15 protein-coding genes are annotated in these 16,529 nt (G+C 42.3%); 12 read left to right on the top strand and 3 right to left on the bottom strand.

The window, feature by feature from the left end:
- Positions 1-18 precede the first annotated feature (18 nt).
- From GQY27_RS03630 to GQY27_RS03575, 12 genes are all read left to right on the top strand, one after another.
- Positions 19-3,699 (top strand): nitrate reductase subunit alpha, encoded by a 3,681-nt coding sequence (locus GQY27_RS03630; protein WP_160032175.1) that lies wholly within the window; start codon positions 19-21, stop codon positions 3,697-3,699.
- Positions 3,689-5,161, top strand: coding sequence for a nitrate reductase subunit beta (narH, locus tag GQY27_RS03625; RefSeq protein WP_160032174.1), 1,473 nt, complete (start codon positions 3,689-3,691; stop codon positions 5,159-5,161). The genes GQY27_RS03630 and narH overlap by 11 nt, the downstream gene beginning before the upstream one ends.
- Positions 5,162-5,200: 39 nt before the next feature.
- Entirely contained in the window at positions 5,201-5,863 is a 663-nt protein-coding gene (gene narJ, locus GQY27_RS03620) for a nitrate reductase molybdenum cofactor assembly chaperone (RefSeq protein WP_160032173.1), read from the top strand.
- Entirely contained in the window at positions 5,860-6,540 is a 681-nt protein-coding gene (narI, locus tag GQY27_RS03615) for a respiratory nitrate reductase subunit gamma (RefSeq protein WP_160032172.1), read from the top strand. The genes narJ and narI overlap by 4 nt, the downstream gene beginning before the upstream one ends.
- Positions 6,541-6,665: 125 nt before the next feature.
- Positions 6,666-7,697, top strand: a complete 1,032-nt coding sequence (locus GQY27_RS03610; protein ID WP_160032171.1) for a ThiF family adenylyltransferase — start codon at positions 6,666-6,668, stop codon at positions 7,695-7,697.
- A 26-nt stretch (positions 7,698-7,723) separates the two neighbouring features.
- Positions 7,724-7,954, top strand: coding sequence for a MoaD/ThiS family protein (locus GQY27_RS03605; RefSeq protein WP_160032170.1), 231 nt, complete (start codon positions 7,724-7,726; stop codon positions 7,952-7,954).
- 8 nt (positions 7,955-7,962) lie between these two features.
- Positions 7,963-8,451 (top strand): cyclic pyranopterin monophosphate synthase MoaC, encoded by a 489-nt coding sequence (moaC, locus tag GQY27_RS03600; protein WP_160032488.1) that lies wholly within the window; start codon positions 7,963-7,965, stop codon positions 8,449-8,451.
- A 28-nt stretch (positions 8,452-8,479) separates the two neighbouring features.
- Positions 8,480-8,971, top strand: coding sequence for a molybdenum cofactor biosynthesis protein MoaE (locus GQY27_RS03595; RefSeq protein WP_160032169.1), 492 nt, complete (start codon positions 8,480-8,482; stop codon positions 8,969-8,971).
- 51 nt (positions 8,972-9,022) lie between these two features.
- Complete coding sequence (gene moaA / locus GQY27_RS03590) at positions 9,023-10,033, top strand: GTP 3',8-cyclase MoaA (RefSeq protein ID WP_160032168.1); 1,011 nt, start codon at positions 9,023-9,025, stop codon at positions 10,031-10,033.
- A gap of 11 nt (positions 10,034-10,044) precedes the next feature.
- Entirely contained in the window at positions 10,045-10,854 is an 810-nt protein-coding gene (modA, locus tag GQY27_RS03585; RefSeq protein WP_160032167.1) for a molybdate ABC transporter substrate-binding protein, read from the top strand.
- Positions 10,855-10,856: 2 nt separating this feature from the next.
- Complete coding sequence (modB, locus tag GQY27_RS03580; RefSeq protein WP_160032166.1) at positions 10,857-11,525, top strand: molybdate ABC transporter permease subunit; 669 nt, start codon at positions 10,857-10,859, stop codon at positions 11,523-11,525.
- 28 nt (positions 11,526-11,553) lie between these two features.
- On the top strand, positions 11,554-12,279 hold the full coding sequence (locus tag GQY27_RS03575; RefSeq protein WP_160032165.1) for a YwiC-like family protein: 726 nt from the start codon (positions 11,554-11,556) through the stop codon (positions 12,277-12,279).
- Positions 12,280-12,535: 256 nt separating this feature from the next.
- Here the strand turns inward: GQY27_RS03575 and GQY27_RS03570 are convergent, their stop codons facing one another.
- The 3 genes from GQY27_RS03570 to GQY27_RS03555 all read right to left on the bottom strand — a co-directional run bounded on the left by GQY27_RS03570 (position 12,536) and on the right by GQY27_RS03555 (position 16,457).
- Positions 12,536-13,183 (bottom strand): hypothetical protein, encoded by a 648-nt coding sequence (locus GQY27_RS03570; RefSeq protein WP_160032164.1) that lies wholly within the window; start codon positions 13,181-13,183, stop codon positions 12,536-12,538.
- Between the two features lie 446 nt (positions 13,184-13,629).
- Complete coding sequence (locus GQY27_RS03565; protein WP_236570490.1) at positions 13,630-14,811, bottom strand: MFS transporter; 1,182 nt, start codon at positions 14,809-14,811, stop codon at positions 13,630-13,632.
- Positions 14,812-15,275: 464 nt separating this feature from the next.
- Positions 15,276-16,457: an MFS transporter gene (locus GQY27_RS03555; protein WP_160032162.1), complete on the bottom strand. Its 1,182-nt coding sequence runs from the start codon at positions 16,455-16,457 to the stop codon at positions 15,276-15,278.
- Between the last annotated feature and the right edge of the window lie 72 nt (positions 16,458-16,529).

Raw genomic sequence — 16,529 nt, 5'->3', positions numbered from 1 at the left:
GCGCAAGGAGCTGGGAAGATGAATAAAACCAATCCTCTACTACAAAGATTAAAATTTTTCCGTAAGCGCGAAAAGAACTCGGAAGGATGGAGTGAAGTTACTCTTGCCGACCGTTCTTCTGAAGAAATGTATCGGAATCGTTGGCAGCATGACAAAGTGGTACGTTCAACACATGGTGTCAACTGTACAGGTTCTTGCAGCTGGAAAATTTTTGTTAAAGACGGCATTGTTACTTGGGAAACACAGCAAACTGATTATCCTACAACTGGGCCGGATATGCCGGAATTTGAACCTCGCGGTTGTCCGCGTGGAGCAAGTTTTTCTTGGTATCTCTATAGTCCGCTGCGTGTGAAATATCCATACATTCGCGGTAAATTGCTTGAACTATGGAGAGAAGCGAAACGTGAGCATGAGGATCCTGTGAAAGCATGGGATTCGATTGTTGCAGATAAGAACAAAAAATTAACATATAAATCAGCACGGGGTAAAGGTGGAATGGTCCGCGCATCCTGGGATGAAGTATCCGAGATCATCTCTGCTTCCATGCTGCACACAATTAAGCAGAACGGACCAGACCGCATCATTGGATTCTCTCCAATCCCTGCGATGTCCATGGTAAGTTATGCAGCAGGATCTCGTTTCCTTTCTCTTGTGGGATCTCCGCTGCTTAGTTTCTATGACTGGTATGCAGATTTGCCTCCGGCATCACCGCAAATTTGGGGGGATCAAACCGATGTTCCAGAAAGTAGTGACTGGTACAATTCCAGCTACTTGCTAGTATGGGGTTCAAACCTGCCGATGACGAGAACACCGGATGCTCACTTCATGACAGAAGCACGGTATCGTGGAACGAAAGTGGTATCCATTAGTCCGGACTACGCGGAATTTGTAAGATTCGCAGATAAGTGGCTCCCAGCAAAACAAGGAACGGACGGAGCACTAGCGATGGCAATGGGCCACGTTATTTTAAATGAATTCTATGTGAAACAAAGCACACCTTATTTCAATGAATATTCTAAAAAATATACAGATTTCCCATTCCTCGTTATGTTGGATGAGAAAGACGGCGCCTTTACGGCAAATCGCTTCCTCACTGCAAAAGATCTTGGTGTGGATACCAATAATGCAGAGTGGAAAACCGTACTGATCGATGAGAATTCAGGCGAGCTTCGCATTCCGAACGGAACCATCGGTTCACGCTGGGGAGAAGAAGGAAAATGGAACCTCGAAATGGTGGATACCCTTACTGGGGAAGAAATTTCTCCACAGCTTGGGCTTGGTACAACAGCTGACGGTGAACTGACTATTAAGTTCCCTTACTTTGACGACGAAGGCAATACCGTTGTTACTCGTAACATTCCATACCGTACGATTACGACTCCAAATGGGGAAACGTACCGAGTAACTAGCGTATTTGATCTTATGCTTGCCCATTACGGTGTTGATGCCGTAAACGGAAGCAATTACGATGATGCAAGCACGGTATATTCACCTGCATGGCAAGAACAGATTACAGGCGTAGATCGTGAATCTGTGATTCAAATTGCGCGTGAATTTGCTCAAAATGCAGTGGATAGTAAAGGTCGTTCCATGATTATCGTGGGTGCCGGTATTAACCACTGGTACAACTCCGATACCATCTACCGCAGTGTGCTGAACCTTGTATTAATGACAGGCTGCCAAGGTGTGAATGGCGGAGGCTGGGCGCACTATGTTGGACAAGAAAAACTTCGTCCTGCAGAAGGCTGGGCTAACGTTGCGTTTGCACGTGACTGGACGATGCCGCCACGTCAGCAAAATGGTACATCTTTCTTCTATTTTGCTACGAATCAGTGGAGATTTGAATCGAATCCAGTAGATGGACATACATCTGCCTTGGTAGATGGAGCACGTTATTCTCACTATGCGGATTACAATGTCATGGCTGCTCGTCTAGGATGGCTGCCTTCGTATCCGCAATTTAATAGAAACTCGATTGAAGTTGCGAAAGAAGCTTCCGAGCAAGGTCACAATACACCGGAAAGTGTAGCAAATTATGTTGCTGAGCAGCTGAAAGATCGTAAAATGCAGTTTGCGATTGAAGATCCAGATGCGGAAGTAAACCATCCAAAAGTCATGTTTGTATGGCGTGCGAACTTGATCTCAAGTTCTGGTAAAGGTCATGAGTACTTCCTGAAATATTTACTTGGAGCACACAACGGACTGCTGAATGATGATTCCGAAACAATTCGTCCGAAGGAAATCAAATGGCATGACAACGCAGCGGAAGGCAAACTTGACTTAATGGTAGACATCGATTTCCGCATGTCTGGAACAGCGGTTTATTCCGATATCGTGCTTCCTGCAGCGACTTGGTATGAGAAGAGCGACCTGTCTTCTACAGATATGCATCCGTTCATCCATCCATTTAACCCGGCAGTAGCGCCGCTATGGGAATCGAAGTCGGACTGGGAGACATTTAAGACGATTGCTAAGACATTCTCTGAAATGGCAGAAAGCCAGTTCACAGAACCTCAGCTTGATCTTGTAGCAGTTCCGCTTCAGCATGATACACCAGATGAATTGTCTCAGCCTTTCGGCCGAATTTTGGATTGGAGCAAAGGTGAGATTGACGCAATTCCAGGCAAAACCATGCCGAAGTTTGTAGTTGTAGAACGTGATTATGCTTCTGTATATAAGAAAATGACAGCACTTGGACCTAACATCAAAGATAAACCTTATGGTATTAAGGGCATTAACTGGTCTGCAGCAGAAGAATATGAACTGATGAAAAAAGTGAATGGCGTAGTGGACGAACCTGGTATTAGCGAAGGATGTCCGAAACTCGTAACAGACCGTCACATGGCGGAAGCGATCCTGTCCTTGTCCACGACAAGTAACGGTAAAATGGCGGTTAGAGCTTGGGAATCCCTAGAGCAAAAAACAGCACTTAAACTGAAAGATCTGGCGGAAGACCGGATGGAAGAACGATTTACTTTCAACGAGATTACAACACAGCCAAAAACCGTAATCACTTCACCTGCTTTCAGTGGTTCTGAACAACATGGTCGTCGTTATTCACCATTTACAACAAATGTAGAGCGCCTGATTCCTTATCGTACGCTTACAGGTCGTCAGCATTACTTCCTTGATCATGAAATGTTGACGGAGTTCGGTGAAAACATGGCGATTTATAAACCGACGATGAAACATGCACCTTTCCATACCAATAAAAAACGTCCAGCGACGAAAGGGAAAGAAATTGTACTGAACTTCATGACACCGCATAGTAAGTGGTCGATTCACAGTATGTATTTTGATTCTCTGCCAATGCTCACCTTGTTCCGCGGAGGACCAACGATTTGGGTCAATAAGGACGATGCAGCAGATGCAGATATTAAAGATAATGACTGGATTGAGTGCTTCAACCAAAATGGTGCGGTCGTTGCTCGTGCCGTTGTCACGCACCGTATGCCTCGCGGAATGGCTTACATGCACCATGCGCAGGACCGCACAATTAACGTGCCTGCAACCGATGTGACGACAACACGCGGTGGTACACACAACAGTCCGACACGGATTCACGTGAAACCAACGCACATGATTGGCGGCTATGCCCAACTGAGCTACGGATTTAACTACTATGGCCCTACAGGAAACCAACGGGATCTGTATGTTGTGATCCGCAAACTTGAGGAGGTGAACTGGCTTGAAGATTAAAGCGCAAATCGGAATGGTCATGAACTTAGATAAATGTATTGGATGTCATACCTGCTCGGTCACTTGTAAGAACACATGGACAAACCGTAAAGGTGCCGAGTACATGTGGTTCAACAATGTAGAGACAAAGCCAGGTATTGGATATCCAAAACAATGGGAGAACCAAGATAAATATAAAGGCGGTTGGGAACTGAAAAAAGACGGCAAGCTTGAACTTCGTTCAGGCAGCCGTGCGAATCGCCTGAAAAATATTTTCCACAACCCAGATCAACCAACAATCGATGATTACTACGAGCCATGGGACTATGATTATGAGAAACTTCAGCAGAGTCCTGAGCTTAAACACCAGCCAGTTGCACGTCCGAAATCGCAGATTACTGGTGAATATATGAACCTGGAGTGGGGACCAAACTGGGAAGATGACCTAGCCGGCGTACATGAGTCTGGCTACGAAGATCCGAATATGAAGGGGATCCAAGAATCCGTTCGTATGGAGTTTGAACAGGTATTTATGATGTACTTGCCGCGTATTTGTGAGCACTGCATTAACCCAGCCTGTGTATCGAGCTGTCCTTCTGGAGCAATGTACAAACGGGATGAAGACGGAATCGTTCTGGTTGATCAGAATGCTTGCCGTTCTTGGAGATTCTGTGTATCAAGCTGTCCATATAAAAAAGTGTACTTCAACTGGCAAACAAACAAAGCAGAGAAATGTACACTTTGCTTCCCGCGGCTTGAGCAAGGATTGCCTACGATTTGCTCCGAGACTTGCGTAGGAAGAATTCGTTACCTGGGCGTTATGCTCTACGATGCGGACAAAGTGGAAGCAGCTGCATCCGTTACAAACGAGAAAGATCTCTATGAATCACAGCTTAATGTATTCCTGGACCCGAACGATCCTGAAGTGATTGCAGCAGCGAGAGCTGCGAATATTCCAGAAGACTGGATTGAGCATGCACAGCGTTCACCGATCTACAAGATGGTAGTCGACTGGAAGATTGCACTTCCGCTTCATCCGGAATACCGGACATTGCCAATGGTATGGTATGTACCGCCGCTCAGCCCAATTACGAACATGGTGGAAGGGAAAGGCGCATCCGCAACACCGGAAGATATGTTCCCGGCTATTGATGACATGCGTATTCCTGTTCAGTATCTGGCAAACTTACTGACTGCTGGAGATACCGATGTGGTTACGAATGTGCTGAAAAAGATGGCTGTTATGCGTTCACATATGCGTTCTCGTAACTTAAACAAAACACCTGATCTTGACATACTGAAACAATTCGGTATGACGGAAAAAGATACAGAAGAAATGTACCGTTTACTTGCAATTGCGAAATACGAAGATCGATTTGTCATTCCTTCCGCACACCGAGAGGAATTCGCAGATCTCTACTCCGAACAAGGAGGCTGCGGGTTCACGAATATGGCAGGCGGACCTGGGCCTTGTGGCGGATGAATCTTACGTTTCCATCAAATCGAAAAGGAGTGATCGGATATGAAAGAGATAACGCTGCGTTCAAGCTGGATGCTCTTCTCACAGCTATTGCAATACCCGGATGCAACATGGCAAGAAACGTCAGATGACATGTATGTTGACTGGTGCCATTTGATCCAGGAAGAGAACGAAGAAGTGAGAGATACTCTGCAAACCTTAGCTGGTGAATGTATTGCCTCCTTTGCTGGTATGGATGCAGAGGCAATTACATCCGCCTATGTTAAGACTTTTGATTTTAATAAGAAATCAAATTTGTATCTAACTTATGGACAACTGGGTGAAGATCGGGAACGTGGTCCTGCCTTGCTGCGTTTGAAGCAGCTTTATGAAGAAGAGGACATGATCATGGATACGGATGAATTACCTGATTTTCTGCCGCTGGTGCTTGAATATGTGGCTGTTGCAGAGATGGACAGAGGCATAGGGCTTTTAGTCTCTTTCCGTAAAGCACTCGAACAGCTGAAATCAGCACTAGATAAGCAAAATAGTCCTTATCGATATGTTATGGAAGCCATACTGTGGATACTGGATCATTCCGGTATCACGGAAGGGTTAATCGAAATATCAGCTCCGGCTGCATGCGGAAGCATGCCTTCTGCACAAGGCTGCGGTCCGATGTGGGCTGCTGCCGGATATGGACAAGTTAAGGAGGGAACCTCATGACTTGGGGGAGTCAATTTTTCTGGGTGATTTATCCCTATATCATACTCATCTTATTTTTGGTGGGTCTTTATTATCGCTATCAAACAGATCAGTTTGGCTGGACAGCGAAATCTAGTGAACTCTTAGAGAAGAAGAAGCTGCGTCTTGGAAGTAATCTGTTCCACATTGGAATTATCCTTGTCTTCTTTGGTCATGTAGGTGGTATTCTTATCCCTAAATCTTGGCTTTCAGCACTCGGAGTTTCAGATCATGTTTATCATTTAATGGCACTTTCGATTGGGACCATTGCTGGAATCATGACGCTGATTGGTTGTATTATTCTGGTTGTTCGCCGTCTATCTGACGTTCGTATTCGGAGAACCAGCAGCTTTGGAGATATGTTATCCATCATTCTCCTTACCCTCATTGTCGTTGTTGGCATGAGTGCTACTCTCTTCAATATGGCGGGCAGCGGAGAGTTTGATTACCGGGAGACCATTGGTCCATGGCTTAGAGGGGTACTCATCTTTAGACCGGATGCTGCACTCATGAGCGATGTGCCTCTCATTTTCCAAATTCATGTAGTTCTAGGACTATCGTTATTTGCGGTATTCCCTTTCACAAGACTTGTGCATATGCTCAGCATGCCTATCAAATATTTGAGACGCAGCTATGTAGTGTATCGCAAACGGGGTTAATAGGGTTTTCTAAATATTATATATAGATATCATATGATTCGGATGTATTGAAAAAGGGCATGGTCCGCTTAGGCGGAATCCATGCCGCTTTTTTCTAAACAGGAGGTAGAGGAAGGAGGGATCGTGTGAATCAGGGTCGCTATAGCAGACAGGAGAATTTTCAGCCGATTGGTATACAGGGGCAGCAGCTTCTCTCTGATGCACATGTACTCATCATCGGTGCCGGTGCACTTGGTTCAGGGAATGCGGAAATACTTGCTCGATCAGGAGTTGGAACGATTTCGATCATTGATCGTGATGTGGTGGAATGGAGCAATCTGCAGCGTCAATCTTTATATGCGGAACAAGATGTAAGCGAGCAACTTCCTAAAGCGATTGCAGCAGCAAATCGATTACAGCAGATTAACTCAGATATTCGTGTAAATCCGTATGTAATGGATTGTTCGGCACGGGACCTTCAGAACATTCTTGAGAATCACAACATCGATTTAATTCTGGATGCGACAGACCATTTTCCTATCCGTTATATGATTAATGATATATCCTACAAATATCAAATTCCTTGGATTTATGGAGCTTGCTCCGGTAGTTTTGGTGCGGTGTATAACTTTATCCCTGGAAAAACACCTTGTCTTCATTGCTTACTGAAGCGCATGCCTTTTGGTTCTGCTTCATGTGACATCGAGGGAATTATTGCCCCTGCTGTACAAAGAGTAGTTTCTACGCAATCTGCCGAAGCGCTCAAATGGCTGACCGGGAACAAAAGGTTGATGTCTGATCGTTTTATGGTATTTGATCTATGGACGAACATGTCACAGGCGATCCGGATACATAATGATACAGGGCATCACACTTGTCAAACCTGTGGAGCCGAGCCGACTTATCCTTACCTGAGATATGATTCAGAGATAAAAACGGAGGTATTATGCGGCCGAACCTCTGTATGGGTCCGTTATCCGACAGAAGAATTACTTGATCTAGAAGGTGTTGCTAAGCGTGCAATGGGGAAAGATACTGGCGTAAGAGTGACTCCTCATCTTATTCAGATCGAACAAGAGAATTTTAGGCTTGTTATTTTTCAAGATGGACGGGCACTCATTCATGGTACTTCGGATCCTGTTGAAGCTAAGAAACTGTATCAGCGATATGTGATGTGACTTTATGTTAAAGAAGGTGGTCCTTTATGAAAATATTATGTTTTGCGCATTTAAGTGAGCAATTAGGAATACATGAATTGAACTTAGATCTGGGTTCGATCACAGTTGCTGACTTTCGACTCGAGATGAAAAGACGTTATCCTGAGCTATTACTTGATCACGTGATGATTGCAGTTAACGAACAATTCGCAGATGATCAAGATCAGATTGGACCTAACGATACGGTAGCTTTGCTTCCGCCTGTTAGCGGCGGGTAAGGAGTATGATGATGAATAAGGATAAACTAACCCACTTTAATGAACAAGGCCGGGCGCATATGGTTGATGTTACGGATAAAAAAGAAACGAAACGGATCGCCGTGGTAAGAAGCCAGATCCAAATGCAGCCCGAAACCTTAAGAAGAATTAAGGAAGGTTCTATGGAAAAAGGTGATGTCCTTGCTGTAGCCCAAATTGCCGGCATCATGGGAGCAAAAAAAACATCTGATATTATTCCCATGTGTCACCCCATCCCGCTGACAGGGATTGATATTACCTTTGAATTCGTGAGCGAAGAGATCCTATCTTTTGAAGTGACAGTGAAGACAACCGGCGTAACAGGTGTGGAGATGGAAGCTTTAACAGCAGCACAAACCGTAGGATTAACGATATATGATATGTGTAAAGCGATCGATAAAGGGATGATTCTCGGACCTACTTATCTAGCGAGCAAGCAAGGCGGAAAAAGCGGTGACTACCATCGTCAAAATCTATGAAATATAAGGGAAAGAAAGGAGGCCGAAAGTGGACAGTTCATTATTCGTGATCACCGATCAACCGATCGAAGCAGATGAAGTGATTAGCAAAGTAAAACGCAGGGAAGCCGGAGCAATTACTCTGTTTTTAGGTACAGTACGGGAACTTACCTTTGGTAAACGCACCTTATTTCTGGAATATGAAGCTTATCCCTCTATGGCAGTTAAACAATTAGAACGTATTGGTGAGGAAGTACGCGAACGCTGGGCAGATACATGTGTAGCTATTACCCATCGTATAGGCAGGCTTGAAATTTCTGATGTTGCTGTTGCGATTGCGGTCTCTTCTCCCCACCGAAAAGCGGCTTATGAAGCGAATGAATATATCATTGAACGGATTAAACAGATTGTACCGATCTGGAAAAAAGAATACGGCGAAGATGGTTCAGAGTGGATTGGAGATCAGCTAAACCAAGTCACTTATCCAGAAGGCCGTCCTTTACTTCATGATCTATCCAAAGAAGAAACGGACAATGCATAAGTAACATGGTAACAAACCACCCTATTTTATAAGAAAGGAGTTGATGAGCGGATGACAGTACCTCGCCTTATCGATTCGTTTGGCCGAAAACATGAATACTTACGAATATCAGTGACAGACCGCTGTAATTTACGCTGTGTTTACTGTATGCCGGAAGAAGGAATGGAATTTGAACCTTCTGATAAGATACTTACTTATGATGAAATCGCTGACGTCGTGCGGGTTGTTGCAGGAATGGGAATATCCAAAATCAGACTGACAGGAGGAGAACCCCTTGTCCGAAAAGAACTGGAGAAACTAGTGGGTATGATCTCTCATATTCCCGGGATTGAGGATATTGCTCTTACAACAAACGGGATTTTTCTAGGACCTCGTGCAGCGAAATTAAAAGAAGCAGGCCTGACACGTGTGAATATAAGTTTGGACTCCTTACGCCCAGATCGGTTTAAAATGATTACACGCGGAGGCAATGTTCAAAAGGTGCTGGACAGTATAGATACTTGTCTCAAAGTGGGTCTAACTCCCATCAAGCTGAATGTACTCCTCATGAAAGGGATTAATGATGATGAAATTGCCGATTTTATTTCCCTGACGAAAGATCGGGATATCCATGTGCGTTTCATCGAATATATGCCCATCGGACACAGTGATGAACAATGGAAAAGTCTCTACTTGCCACTCAGCACAGTGAAAGAAGTATGTACCCAGCAGGAATGGGACTATGAAAGTGTAGACAATGTAAAGGGGAACGGACCCGCACAGAATTATCGGCTAAAAGATGCCGTCGGCAGTTTTGGCTTGATTCATCCGGTTAGTGAACATTTCTGTCAGTCTTGCAATCGCCTGCGTCTTACTGCTGACGGGTATATCAAGCCTTGCCTCGCATGGACTGAACAATTCCAAGTCCGAAATGTAATCGGGGATGACGAAGCACTGCGGCAAATGTTTCTAGAGGCGATTGGTACGAAGCCCGAACATCATGAAATGTATAAGTTCCTGCAGGGTGGACAGGAAACAACTCATACACCTACCCACCGAAGAATGTCACAGATTGGTGGATAGGAGGGGGAAATATGAGGTTTTTTACTAAGAAAGATATGAAATATGTTGTTCTTTTTTTCACAATTTTTCTGCTATTATTGGGATGTGAGAACCATCAGGCTGAGAAGCAGACAGATGGTAAAGAAATAGAGATTACAGTTTCTGCCGCAGCGAGTCTAACCGATGCTCTGCAAGAAATTCAAGATAACTATAGAGCAGAAAATCCCCATGTTACGATCTATTTTAACTTCGGTGGGTCGGGCGCATTGCAGCAGCAGATTGAGCGAGGGGCCCCAGTTGATTTGTTTATTTCTGCATCCAAATCCTATATAGAAGCTCTTGCTCAGGAGGGGATTATTGCAGAGGACGAGCAGACTACCCTGCTCACGAATGAACTTACTGTGATTACCGCAGCAGATGATAAGACAATGATTCGAAATGTGAGCGATTTGCTGAGAACAGAAGTTAGCAGTATAGCTATTGGGATTCCTGAAACCGTACCCGCTGGTAAGTATGCGAAAGAAGCGCTTCAGCATGGAAACATATGGGGAGAGGTAGAGTCCAAGACGATTCAAGCGAAAGATGTGCGTCAGGTTCTGCAATATGTGGAGACGAAAAATGTAGAGGCAGGTTTTGTATACAAAACAGATGCGCTCTCTTCAGATAAAGTAAGAATCGCCTATACGGTGGATCCCTCATTCTATACTCCCATTGAATACCCTGTGGGCGTAATTCATTCTTCAGCAAATAAACAAGAGGTTATGGAATTCTACACCTATTTGCAATCGGAGGAAGCAATGGCAACTTTCAAAAAGTATGGTTTCTCAGCTCCTGGTGAGTAAACATGAATATAGACTTGATGCAGCTATGGAGTCCGATACGCCTCTCCCTGCAGGTCGCTGCCATCTCCAGTGTTCTTAGTACCTGCTTTGGTATTTTTATCGCTTGGCGTATGTCTATTTCAAGATTCCGAGGGAAAGTGATCGCCGAGACGTTATTTATGCTCCCGCTGGTATTACCTCCGACCGTGATCGGTTTTTTGCTGCTTGTATTTCTCGGTAGAAACAGCTGGGTTGGACAGGTTGTCGAAAGTATTTTTTCTACTTCGATTATATTCTCCTGGGGAGCTGCAGTGATCGCTTCTATAGTCGTATCTTTTCCGCTGGTGTACCAGACGATGAAGAACGGGTTTGCTGCGATTGATACGAACCTTATGGATGCAGCGCGGTCTAGTGGTGCAAGTGAATGGCAGGTATTCCGTTATGTTACCTTACCTATAACTCTTCCTTCGGTCATGACCGCTTATATTCTTAGTTTCGCACGCAGTCTTGGGGAGTTCGGTGCAACCCTTATGATTGCGGGAAATATCCCAGGTAAGACACAAACGGTTCCAACGGCGATTTTTGTTGCGGTGGAGTCTGGAAATATGACGATGGCCTGGCTGTGGACGATCTCGATCATTCTTATATCGTTTCTGCTTCTGCTTCTGACGAGAATGAAGAAAACGAGTTGAATAAACAACAGAAGAGAGGACCATACCGATGAAGCAGAATAAAATAGTGATTCCTCATGAACATGGAGGATGGGCCATGATTAGTGTCCCGTTCTTATTTGGCGTGATGGCAGGGACACCTCGATTTAGCCACATTCTTTTATTTATAGCGTGGTTGTTCTTGTACTTAGCTTCGTATCCTTTATTACAGGCGATAAAAAGAAAAAAACAGCGGACGCATTTATTAACATACGCCGTCATTTATGGTGTGATTGCAATAGCAGCACTCCTATATCCTCTTATTGACAAGCCTCAATTATTTTATTTCGGAATCCCATTCCTAGTCTTGTTAAGTGTGAACATATGGCATGTCAAGAAGAAAGCAGAAAGAGCTATTTTGAATGATTTCTGTGCTATTGTGATCTTTTCCTTGGGAGGAGCTGCATCTTACTTGTATGGCGGCGGTTCCTGGGATGCAGAGATGCTGACCATTGTGCTCTATAACTTAATTTACTTCATGGGAACAGCACTTTTCGTGAAAACGATATTCCGGGAAAGAGGTAATTCAGCTTGGGAAAAAGCAGCTAAAATCTATCATATATTGATTCTGATCGTTCCATTTATATTAGGTCAACCTTGGATGATCTTACCGTTTATTTTCCCACTCGTGCGTGCGTATCTGTACTCTGGGAAATCAATGAAGCCCATGAAAGCAGGAATTCTGGAGGTGATTGGAGCATTACAATTTATTATCATCTCGTGGTTCGTGTATTGAAGAGGACATTCATTATCATCGAGAAAAAGAGTATAAGTGTAATAATTGCGAGAATTAGACGAGAAATAGACCGATCCAGCGTGATGGCGGTCTATTTTTTATACATAATAACGGGCTATCCTTACTCAACCCGACAGTACATTTCTTTATGAGATAGATGACGAAGATGAAATAAGGCAATGTGGATATAGTGGTGGAAAAGCTATTAAACATAGGACTATTAAATAAAAGAAGCTACCAGTTTTGCCCTTCGACATTAGAAGGTGATACTATTATCTACAATTTTCACATCACCCTTAGATAATGCATCTGTAAGGAGCTGCTCCTTAAATTTAATTAAATCTTGTCCTAGATTAGTATTACTATCTTTATCAGCACCGATTTTCCCTTGTTTGATTAACAACTGACCAAGGTTCTGTAATGTTAGTTGTTCTTGGTATTCTGAAGGAGCATATTCATTCCAATACTCTTCTTCTGTTAGACCTCTTAATTCTATGAAATTTTTCTGAGTATCCTGTACTTCTTTACTTTGTGTTGCCAACAGAGCACGCATTCTTTCTGCTTCTTTTTTTCCATCCTCAAATGTTGCAGTAACTCCTTCATCATCAGCTAATTCTAAGAATAACTTATCAACTACAATTTCTTTAAGTAGTGTAGATTCATCTATTACAGGATTTGCTTCAACTAATTTGTTAGCTTTTAAATTTGCCAACTCTACATTAGTTACCTTGGTATCTCCAATCTCAACTAATACTTTATTTTGTAGTTGCTTATTTGACTCAAGTTGAGATTCTACTTTTTGTATTAAATTTGTAAAAGGATCTAATGCTGAAGAGTAAAAGGCACCTAAAGTTAAAGAACTAACAACACTTAAACTAAAAATAAATAAATTCTTCTTTTTCATACAATTCCTCCTCACCTTTTACACACCAAAATAAATACAGTTTTATTAGGGAAGATACGAATTAATGATTAATTATTATCTTGTCTAGCTTTAACCAATCGCGGTATTTTTTTCTCGTAAACAGATAATACTTGTGAAATTAATTTTTCGCTTGGAATCTCGTTATCTTTCAAAATAGCTTATGTTCATTTGTTCTTCCTACACAATAGCTATGTCCCTTAGATATAACGCTTTTAGTGATTAAAAAGTTGAATTAATCTGCCAAAAGTAGCTAAGAGAAAAAGCACCAGTCTATTGATCTTTGCTTACTTTAAAGGGAGCAGTTGCCAACTGGCAAGCTGCTCCCTGCTGTGTTCAACTATCGTTTTATCGTTAGTTTAGCGACGACATCGCATTCATTCACATCAAAACCTTTGTAAACTAATGGGTGCATTGGCAGTAGATTTTTATTTTTCTATGCAAAGATTGTTATGAGTTTGTTTAGTCTGTTTTTGTTTAGATAGAACGTTGTCAATAATCGTTATTACGATAGCAATTGTAAGACCTAAAGCACCCACCCAAGGGATATACTTCAACAAGCCATTTTTGACAGCAATGCCACCGATGCCAGCTCCAGCGGACATTCCAAGTTGTCCAAGAGCACTATGCAAACTAAGCACGATGCTTGCTGCGGCAGGAGCAAAGCTTATAAGCTGAAATTGTATCGGCGCGCCGGAAGACCAAGCTGAAAGTGCCCATAAAATAAGTAATATATAGATAAGAAAAGAAGATTGACCGATAAACGGAAATAGCAGTAGTGCAATAGCACCGAGTATCATTCCGCCAGTTAGTGTACGAAATGCGCCCCATTTATCTGTGCTAAAACCTCCTAATTTGGATGCAAGAGCGCTAGCAATACCAAATATAAAGAGGGCTGTAGTTACCCCTTGACCGTTCATGCCGAATATATCCAGAAAATACGGTGAAATGTACGTAAATACAACAGAATATGAACCTAACCATAGAAACGTAACGAGCAAGAATGCTGAGATACGTGGTTGCATAAAAAATTTAAACTGCTCACGCAAAGGTACAGGTTCTTCAGCAACTATTTTTGGTATAGTGAACAACGTTAAGACTAAGAAAAGTACTCCGACTACTCCAATACCAATGAATATCATGTTCCAGTCATAATTGGAGGCCACAACTCTCCCTATAGGTACACCTATAACCAAAGCAGAACTACCTCCCATAATAACTGTAGCAATCGCACTTCCTTGCTTTCCTGGAGCTGCCAAAACTGAAGCAAGGGTTAGAAGTGTAACTTGAATGACACCGGCACTAAGCGCAGAGATTATTCTAGCTGCGATCAGCATTTCATATCCTGTTACAATTGCGATAAGGCTATTAATGATAGAGAAGACGATTAAAGCATAAATGAGAAGCTTTTTTCGTTCCATTCGAGAAGTCATAGCAATTAGAAAAGGGGTACCTAAACCAAAAGCCATTGAGAACACTGTAATTAGCTGTCCTGCAGATGAAACTGAGATGTTATTGGACTCAGCAATAACATCTAAGATTCCGGCAATAACATATTCTGATGTACCAATAAGAAAACTAATCCCAGCTAATAAATAAATTTTCCACATATTTGACAAAATAAATCCACCTTTTATTTTATATTTCTGTATTTCTAGAACAATAGATTTAAGTTCATAAATTAACCGCACGTTTCTAAAATTAATGGGAAAGAACTAATTTTTGCACGTGGGTAGATTAACCTTTATAACTTTTTTGTTTTCAGAAGTACCAATAAGAAACCGAGGATAGCTACCAAGAAAATCAGCTATATCGGGAAAAATAAAATCATACCTATTTGCTTTTTGCATATTCCGTAAGTGTAGAACCACAAAATGAGAGACGTCACGCCATCACATATGGAGCATACTCTCTGATCAATTCACGGTCTAAGCTGTAATATATATATGTCCCCTCTTTATAAGTACTGAGAAGTCCACAATCAGTTAACTGTTTTAAGTGATGGGATAAAGTTGATCCAGCAATGGATTCAAGTCTTATTCCGATATCCGAACAACGTGTTGCAAGAATATGCTTATTTCACAGATAACCCCTCTTCTTTAGCATGAGCTGGCTTAGTGATTTTCCATCCCAATAAGAGAACAATGAAACCTAAAAGTATAAGAAGATATAATGTCGGAACGAAGCTTCCTAGACAATCATGAAGAAAGCCGATTATAAATGGGCCCACTGCACCAATCATATATCCAATTGCTTGAGTCATTGCTGACCAAGTACTTGCTTCCATAGGGGACGACGCCTTATCTATTGGTAATAATAAAGTTAGCGAGACAAGACCACCACTACCAACCCCTAAACATATACTTGAAACAATAGGTGTCACGTTTGTAAAACATAAAAGGGATAAGCCAGTCATTACACTGAGGGTAAAAATTGTAATCCAAAGTCTTCTACTTGGTAGTACCCTCAAGAGACTAGGTAATAAAAGAGTAGCTGGCAACTGTGCAATCATAGCTATTGTACCTACAAGACCACCAAATGCTGACGTCCATCCTTTTTCCTCTACGATGGCTGGTAGCCAAGCTGCAAAACAATAAAACATAAGAGTTACAAGCCCTACAAAAGAGGTTAATAACCACGCCTTTTTATTTTTTAATGGTAAGGAGGCTTTTCTCTTTTGTGATGCTGTATGTGTATGAGAATGTTTAATTACCATAAACCAAAGTGGAACAGCAAATAGAGCAAGAATACTCCAGAATGCTAATCCGTTTTTCCATGAATTATTGAGCCAGTGTTGAAGTGGTGTCGTTAGCCCAATAGAAATGGATGCTCCAACTACCATTGAAGTAGAATATATGCCTATCATGGATGCTGCCTTCTCCGGAAAGTGACTTTTAATGAAACCAGAGAGCAAAGGACTTACAATCCCAATTCCCGCGCCAATTAATAAAGCCGTTATCAATAGATAGATTGACGAATTTGTAAAGACACGCAAAAACGTTACAATACCAATAAAAGCGATAAAGAATGTGATTGTTTTCTCAGATTGATAGCGATTTGCTAGACGACCAGCGAATAACGAACAAAAACCAAAACATAATAAAGGAATAGATGTAAGTAAACTAGCCGAAGCAGAACTCATACCTAATTCCTTTGTTATTCCGTGCAAAACTGGACTAACTGAAGTTATACCAGGCCTAAGATTTAATGCTGCTAGTATGAGTGCAAATAGAAATAATTTATTGCGGTTGATCACTCTAATTACCTCCGATTGATTTCTTGAAGTTTAATTCTTTCTCATGGTATATTAGGCTTTGATATAAGTGAA

This window comes from Paenibacillus sp. An7 (assembly GCF_009870785.1).
Taxonomy (GTDB): domain Bacteria; phylum Bacillota; class Bacilli; order Paenibacillales; family Paenibacillaceae; genus Paenibacillus.
Note: the sequence above shows the minus strand (reverse complement) of the source record. Positions and strands in the feature narration are given on the sequence as shown.

Bases quoted from the DNA above. Each gene is read 5' to 3' on its own strand.
- GQY27_RS03630 (WP_160032175.1), top strand. From the start codon at position 19: ATGAATAAAACCAATCCTCTACTACAAAGATTAAAATTTTTCCGTAAG.
- narJ (WP_160032173.1), top strand. From the start codon at position 5,201: ATGAAAGAGATAACGCTGCGTTCAAGCTGGATGCTCTTCTCACAGCTA.
- narI (WP_160032172.1), top strand. From the start codon at position 5,860: ATGACTTGGGGGAGTCAATTTTTCTGGGTGATTTATCCCTATATCATA.
- GQY27_RS03605 (WP_160032170.1), top strand. From the start codon at position 7,724: ATGAAAATATTATGTTTTGCGCATTTAAGTGAGCAATTAGGAATACAT.
- moaC (WP_160032488.1), top strand. From the start codon at position 7,963: ATGATGAATAAGGATAAACTAACCCACTTTAATGAACAAGGCCGGGCG.
- moaA (WP_160032168.1), top strand. From the start codon at position 9,023: ATGACAGTACCTCGCCTTATCGATTCGTTTGGCCGAAAACATGAATAC.
- modA (WP_160032167.1), top strand. From the start codon at position 10,045: ATGAGGTTTTTTACTAAGAAAGATATGAAATATGTTGTTCTTTTTTTC.
- modB (WP_160032166.1), top strand. From the start codon at position 10,857: ATGAATATAGACTTGATGCAGCTATGGAGTCCGATACGCCTCTCCCTG.
- GQY27_RS03575 (WP_160032165.1), top strand. From the start codon at position 11,554: ATGAAGCAGAATAAAATAGTGATTCCTCATGAACATGGAGGATGGGCC.
- GQY27_RS03570 (WP_160032164.1), bottom strand. From the start codon at position 13,183: ATGAAAAAGAAGAATTTATTTATTTTTAGTTTAAGTGTTGTTAGTTCT.
- GQY27_RS03565 (WP_236570490.1), bottom strand. From the start codon at position 14,811: ATGTGGAAAATTTATTTATTAGCTGGGATTAGTTTTCTTATTGGTACA.